Origin of the sequence: Paraburkholderia sp. Ac-20347, from assembly GCF_017104805.1 — a bacterium.
Taxonomy (GTDB): Bacteria; Pseudomonadota; Gammaproteobacteria; order Burkholderiales; family Burkholderiaceae; genus Paraburkholderia; species Paraburkholderia tropica.
This window is the reverse complement of record NZ_JAAGPN010000360.1, coordinates 1-6,284: the sequence shown is the minus strand read 5'-3', so window position 1 is coordinate 6,284 and position 6,284 is coordinate 1. Positions and strand designations below refer to the sequence as shown.

Annotated in this window: 5 protein-coding genes; 3 read left to right on the top strand and 2 right to left on the bottom strand. The window is 65.3% G+C overall.

Translation table 11 applies throughout. The features are described 5' to 3' along the window. The coding region (locus G3N97_RS35275) for an SDR family NAD(P)-dependent oxidoreductase (RefSeq protein ID WP_205997460.1) at positions 1-240 on the bottom strand (240 nt) is incomplete at its 3' end. A gap of 351 nt (positions 241-591) precedes the next feature. Here G3N97_RS35275 and G3N97_RS35270 point away from each other — a divergent pair. The 3 genes from G3N97_RS35270 to G3N97_RS35260 all read left to right on the top strand — a co-directional run bounded on the left by G3N97_RS35270 (position 592) and on the right by G3N97_RS35260 (position 3,839). Further along, the gene (locus G3N97_RS35270) at positions 592-1,824 is read left to right on the top strand and encodes a sugar ABC transporter substrate-binding protein (RefSeq protein ID WP_205997459.1); all 1,233 of its coding nucleotides are present in this window, start codon (positions 592-594) and stop codon (positions 1,822-1,824) included. Between the two features lie 258 nt (positions 1,825-2,082). Further along, a complete protein-coding gene (locus G3N97_RS35265; protein ID WP_065057563.1) occupies positions 2,083-2,997 on the top strand; it encodes a sugar ABC transporter permease in 915 nt (304 codons plus the stop codon). After that, entirely contained in the window at positions 2,994-3,839 is an 846-nt protein-coding gene (locus G3N97_RS35260) for a carbohydrate ABC transporter permease (protein WP_065057562.1), read from the top strand. The genes G3N97_RS35265 and G3N97_RS35260 overlap by 4 nt, the downstream gene beginning before the upstream one ends. 102 nt (positions 3,840-3,941) lie before the next feature. Here G3N97_RS35260 and G3N97_RS35255 read toward each other — a convergent pair whose 3' ends face one another. After that, on the bottom strand, positions 3,942-6,260 hold the full coding sequence (locus G3N97_RS35255; protein ID WP_205997458.1) for an Orn/Lys/Arg decarboxylase N-terminal domain-containing protein: 2,319 nt from the start codon (positions 6,258-6,260) through the stop codon (positions 3,942-3,944). Between the last annotated feature and the right edge of the window lie 24 nt (positions 6,261-6,284).

Genomic DNA, 6,284 nt, shown 5'->3' with positions numbered 1-6,284 from the left:
CACGTCCACCGGACCGCGCGCCGCCACGCCGCGCGCCACGGCGTCGGCCATCGCGAGCGGATCGCTCACGTCGGCGGCCAGCGCCTCCAGCCGTTGCGCGCCGAATTCGTCGGCGAGTTGCTGCACGCCCGCCGCATCGCGGTCGAGCGCGAGCACGGTGTCGCCGTCGTCGAGAAATCGCTTGCACAGCGCACGGCCGATGCCGCCGCTCGCGCCCGTCACCAGCACCACCCGGCTCATGTTCGCACTCTCCGCGTATCGACTGAAAAAGCCCGCCGGCGTTTGTGCCAGCGGGCCTGTAAATTTCCAACAGACGCACGTTAAATATCGTTTGGCATGCGATCCGTTGCGGGTTTACACGCAGGCGTCCCACATATTGCACTGCATGATTTCCCCCATGTTTTACGGCATGTTAGGCAAATTCAGGAGCAGAAAACAATATCGCGTTTCCCAGGTGACAACGTTTTTTTCATCCTGTAGGATTTTTTCAAACAAGGCAACTGGCACAAAAAACAGGCAGCAAAAAAACGCGCCCATCCAGGCGGCGGCAGTCGGTGCAATAAAACAGGAAGACCACATAGGAGAGTCAGAATGTCGTTTCAGCAACGTGCAACCCTCACGCTCGGCAAGCTGGCCGCCGCGCTCGCGTTCGCCGGCATCGCCGTCGCGGCGCACGCCGACACGGTGCGCGTGACCGTCGCGCACTACAGCGACGCCACCGCGCCGTACTTCGAGAAAATGGCCAAGCAGTTCGAGGCCGCCAATCCCGGCACGACCATCAAGATCGAAGACGTGAACTGGGACTCGCTGCAACAGAAACTTCAGACCGACATCTCCGGCGGCGCCAACGCCGACCTCGCGATCATCGGCACGCGCTGGCTGCTCGACTTCGTGAAGGACGACATCGCCGAGCCGCTCGATCCGTACATGGACGCGAACTTCAAGGCGCGCTTCATCGGCCCGTTCCTCGCGCCAGGCGAGATCAACGGCAAGATCTACGGCCTGCCGATCGCGGCATCGGCGCGCGCGCTCTACTACAACAAGGACATGCTCGCGTCGGTCGGTTATCCGAACGGCCCGAAGACCTGGAACGACGTGATCGACGCCTCGAAGAAGCTCAAGGCGAAGGGCATCGCGGGCTTCGGTCTGCAAGGTAAGGAAATCGAAACCGACGTGTACTTCTACTACGCGCTGTGGACGCACGGCGGCGACGTGGTGGGCAAGGACAACAAGGCCGCGTTCAATTCGGCTGCCGGCGTGAAGGCCGCCACGCTCTACAAGACCATGATCGACGAAGGTCTGACCGAGCCGGGCGTCACGGGCTACAGCCGCGAAGACGTGCAGAATCTCTTCAAGCAGGGCCGCGTGGCGATGATGATCTCCGCGCCGTTCCTCGCGAAGCAGTTGAAGAAGGAAGCGCCGAACATCAAGTACGGCATCGACCCGATTCCGGTCGCGACCACGCCCGCCACCTACGCGGTCACCGACTCGATCATGATGTTCAAGAACTCGAAGGTGAAGAAGAGCGCCTGGAAGTTCCTCGACTTCCTGTTCACGAAGCAGCCGCGCGTGGAGTTCACGAGCACCGAAGGCTTCCTGCCGACGACCAAGGCCGAAGCGGGCGACCCGGCGTTCCAGGATCCGGACACGAAGGCCTTCGTCGCGCTGCTGCCGCACGCGAAGTTCGCGCCGACCGTGACGGGCTGGGAAGACACCGCCAAGGCCGTGACCAACGCGATGCAGTCGATCTATCTCGGCAAGGCCAAGCCCGCCGACGCGCTGAACCAGGCCGCGACCGAAGCGAACAAGTCGCTCGGCAAGTAAGCGAGCCTGACGTCAGCAGGCGGCGCGCCGCAGCGTGCGCCTGCTGCACGAACCGGCACGAACCGGCCCGAACCGGCGCGACGCGTAGCCCGCTGCACCGCTACGCGTCGCGCCGCTTGCGTCATCCTGCTTCACGCTGTTTCATCGACCGACCGGACGCCTCACGACATGACCACGGGTCCCCTGAAGCCGACACCGCCAGCCGCTCCGGCGGACGGCGCTGCCCCCGACCCCACACGCGCACGCCAAAGCCCCAGCATGAGCCGCCCCGACCGCGCCGCCCGCAACGTTTCCGCGCCCCGCGCGCCCTGGCTGCTGATCGTGCCGAGCCTCGCGCTCGCGCTGTTCATCATCAGCTATCCGATCTTCAATATCGTCTGGCAGTCGCTGCACGACGTGTCGCGCTTCGGCCAGATCCGCGACTTCAGCGGCTTGCAGAATTTCCTCAACGTGTTCGGCGACCCCGTGTTCCTGACCGCGCTGAAAAACACCATCATCTGGACCTTCTGCGTCGTGGTGGGCACGGTGGCGATCTCCGTGCCGGTCGCGCTCGTGCTGAACCAGGACTTCTACGGGCGCGGCATCGCGCGCACGATCGTCATGCTGCCGTGGTCGGTGTCGCTCACCATGACCGCCGTGGTGTGGCGCTGGGCCTTCAACGACGACTACGGCATGGTCAACGTCACGCTGCAGAAGCTCGGCCTGATCGCCGGTCCGATTCACTGGCTCGCCACGCCCGAGTACGCGTTTCCGGTGGAAATCGCCGTCGGCATTCTGGTGTCGATTCCGTTCACCACCACGATCTTTCTCGGCGGCCTGTCCTCGGTGCCGGGCGACATCTACGAAGCCGCGCGCATCGACGGCGCGAGCGCCTGGCAGCAGTTCCGCCTGCTCACGCTGCCGCTGCTCAAGCCCTTCATCAACATGGCGATCCTGCTCAACGTGATCTACGTGTTCAATTCGTTTCCGATCATCTGGGTGATGACGCAAGGCGGTCCCGACGACAGCACGCACATCCTCGTCACCTATCTCTACGAACTCGGCTTCCGGCTCGGGCGTCCGGGCGAAGCGGCGGCGGTCTCGCTCATCATGCTCGTGATCCTGTTCGCGTTTTCGGTGGCGTATCTGCGCGTGCAGGCCAAACGCGGCGGCGCGCAAGGAGACCTCGCATGAACCGCAAGCTCAAACGCTCGCTCTGGTGCTGGCTCGCGCTTTCGCCGCTGGTGGTGGCCGTGCTGTTTCCGTTCGCGGTGATGTTCTTCACGTCGTTCAAGCCCGCCAACGAAGTGTTCGTCTATCCGGCGCGCTGGCTGCCGCAGCATTGGCGCTGGGAAAACTACGTCGATATGTGGCAGGCCGCGAACTTCGGCGTCGCGCTGCGCAACAGCATCGTGATCTCGTTCCTCTCCACGGCGCTCGCGCTCGCGGTGAGCCTGCCCGCCGCCTACGCGCTCGCGCGCTTTCCGTTTCGCGGACGCGGCGCGTATCGCCAGTTCCTGCTGGTCACGCAGATGCTCTCGCCGATCCTGCTGGTGGTCGGCCTGTTCCGCCTCGCCGCGATGATTCCGTACGGCGACGGCAATCTCGTCGATTCGAAGCTCGGCGTGATCGTCTCGTATGCGGCGTTCAATATCGCCTTCGCGGTGTGGATGCTGTCGTCGTATTTCCAGACCGTGCCGCGCGATCTCGAAGAATCGGCGTGGCTCGAAGGATCGAGCCGCACGGGCGCGGTGTTCCGCGTGTTCCTGCCGCTCGCCATTCCGGCGGTGGTGGTCACGGCGATCTTCACGTTCATCAGCGCGTGGAACGAGTTCGCCGTGGTCTACACGCTGATCCGCTCGCCCGAAAACAAGACGCTGACCGTGCAGGTCACGGACATGGTCGCGGGCAAGTACACGGTCGAATGGGAGCTGGTGATGGCCGCCACGCTCGCGGCCACGCTGCCGGTGTCGGTGGTGTTCGCGTGGCTGCAGCGTTATATGGTGAAGGGGCTCGCGCTCGGCGCGGTCAAATAGGCTGGCCGGGCGTCGTTCGCCACGCACGCCTGGCAAGACACCATGGGCCGATCTCGCGATCGGCCCGTTTTTTTGCTCGACGAAGGTGCAACGCAAGCGCCCTCAAGCGTCCGGCGCGCCCTTCTTCAAACACGCGATACGGTACACGCCGTCTTCGGCTTCCACGCCGTGCGTATCGTGCGCGAAGCCCGGAAAACGCCGGTCGAACGCTTCGAGCGCCTTCAGATAGCCGAGGAACGGCCCATCGCCGTCGCCGGCGTTTTCGCCGGGCATCAGCAGCGGAATGCCGGGCGGATACGGCACCACGCCGGTCGCGACCGTGCGTCCTTCCATGCGCGAGAGTTCGAGCGTTTCGATGTCGTTGTGGACGAGCCGCTCGTACGCTTCGGCGGGACTGCAATCGGGATGCGGCAACGTGGAAAACGCCTGCGCGAGCAACTCGGTCGTGCGCAGATCGCGCATCGCCGCGAACATGCGGTCGCACAGTTCGCGCAGCCCGATGCCCGCATAGCGCTGCGGATGCTGTTCGACGAGTTCGGGCAGGACGTGTTCGAGCGGCGCGTTCGCGTCGTAGTCGCGTTTGAAATCGAGCAGCGTGTTCACGAGCGTGCCCCACTTGCCTTTGGTCACGCCGATCGAGAACAGGAACAGGATCGTGAAGTCCGCGGTCTTTTCGACCACCACGCCCTGGCGATCCAGATACGCCGTCACCACGCTGGCCGGAATGCCGACCGGCAACAGCCCGCCGTGCGGCGCCACGCCCGGCGTCACGATCGACACCTTGATCGGATCGAGCATGCAATAGCCGTCCTCGATGCGGCCGAAACCGTGCCAGTCGTCCTCAGGATGCAGCACCCAGCACGACGGATCCTGCAACAGCAGCGCTTCGGGCGCGTCGTGAAAGGCGTAGCGGCGCGCGCTCTGCCGGTCCACCACGGAGCCGGGCTGCCAGACGTGGAAGAACCAGTCGTCGCGATCGTCGAAACCGGCGGCGAGACGCGCGAGCATCTGACGAAAGCCGATCGCCTCGCGCATCGCGTCGGTCGTCAGCGCGATGCCGCCTGGGCCGTCCATCATCGCGGCGCTCACGTCGTTCGACGCGATGATCGCGTATTGCGGCGAGGTCGACGCGTGCATCATGAACGATTCGTTGAAGCGCGCGTGGCCGATCGCGTTGCGCCCGTTGCGCACGTGGATGAACGAGGCCTGCGAGAGCGCGGCGAGCAGCTTGTGCGTCGATTGCGTGGCGAATATGGTGGGGCGGCTCGCGTCGTGCTCGACGGGGTCGCCGTGCATCGCGAAGCGCTCGCGATAGAGCGGATTGAAACGCGCGTAGCCGTACCACGCTTCGTCGAAATGCAGGCGGTCCACGCTCTCGCCGAGCAGCGCTTCCACGCGCGCGATGTTGTAGCAGAGGCCGTCGTAAGTCGAATTGGTGATAAGCGCGTGCACCGGCTTCGGCTTCACCTCGGGACGCCCCTTCACCAGCGGATTCTGCTCGATGGCGAGCCGAATCGCGGCCTTCGTGAGCCGCTCGGGCATGATCGGCCCGATGATGCCGTAACGGTTGCGCGACGGCAGAAGATACGTGGGAATCGCGCCCGCGAGCGTCATCGCGTGCTCGACGGACTTGTGGCAATTGCGGTCGCACAGCGCGACTTCGTTGCGCGTCACGCTCGCCATCACGATCACGCGGTTCGAGGTCGACGAACCGTTGGTCACGTGATAGCTGCGATGCGCGCCGAACACGCGCGCGGCGTACTTCTCGCTCGCGCCGATCGGCCCGCTGTGATCGAGCAGCGAACCCAGCTCGCCCACCGAGATCGACAGGTCGGAGCGGAACAGCTGCTCGCCGAAGAACGCGAAGAACGCGCGCCCGACCGTCGACTTGAGGAAGGCCGTGCCGCCCGTGTGGCCCGGCGTGTGCCACGAATATTCGTAGACGCTCGAGAAGCGCGCGAGCGCGCCGAACATCGGCGGCAGCACGGTTTCGCGGTAACGCTCGATGGCCGCGACGACGCGCCCGCCGATGAACGACGTGGTGTCTTCGAGCATCCAGATGAAGTCGTCGGCCTGGCGCATCGCTTCGACGGGCACGCCGGCCGCGCTCGTGCGATCGGCGAGCAGGAACACGGGCAGCGTCGCGCTGCGTGCGCGCAGCGCATCGAGCACGGCGCGCGCGGCGACGTGCGAGTTGGTGTGCGAACCGGCGTCGGCATCGCCGGCGGCCGTGCCGAGTTCCCAGTCGAGCAGCAGACACTGCACGCCCGGATCGGCGCCGATCACGGCGACGGCGTCGTCGGCGCTCGCGGCCGTCACCACGTCGACGAGACGCTCGCGCAGTTCCTCGATCAGCGCGCGCGCGGCGCGGCCGTTGGCCGTGGCGGCCTCGATCTGCGGGTGGACGAAGAGCGCGCGCATGCCGAGGCGGCGCGACGCGTGTTA

Coding starts and splice junctions, on each gene's coding strand:
- G3N97_RS35270 (WP_205997459.1), top strand. CDS start 592: ATGTCGTTTCAGCAACGTGCAACCCTCACGCTCGGCAAGCTGGCCGCC.
- G3N97_RS35265 (WP_065057563.1), top strand. CDS start 2,083: ATGAGCCGCCCCGACCGCGCCGCCCGCAACGTTTCCGCGCCCCGCGCG.
- G3N97_RS35260 (WP_065057562.1), top strand. CDS start 2,994: ATGAACCGCAAGCTCAAACGCTCGCTCTGGTGCTGGCTCGCGCTTTCG.
- G3N97_RS35255 (WP_205997458.1), bottom strand. CDS start 6,260: ATGCGCGCGCTCTTCGTCCACCCGCAGATCGAGGCCGCCACGGCCAAC.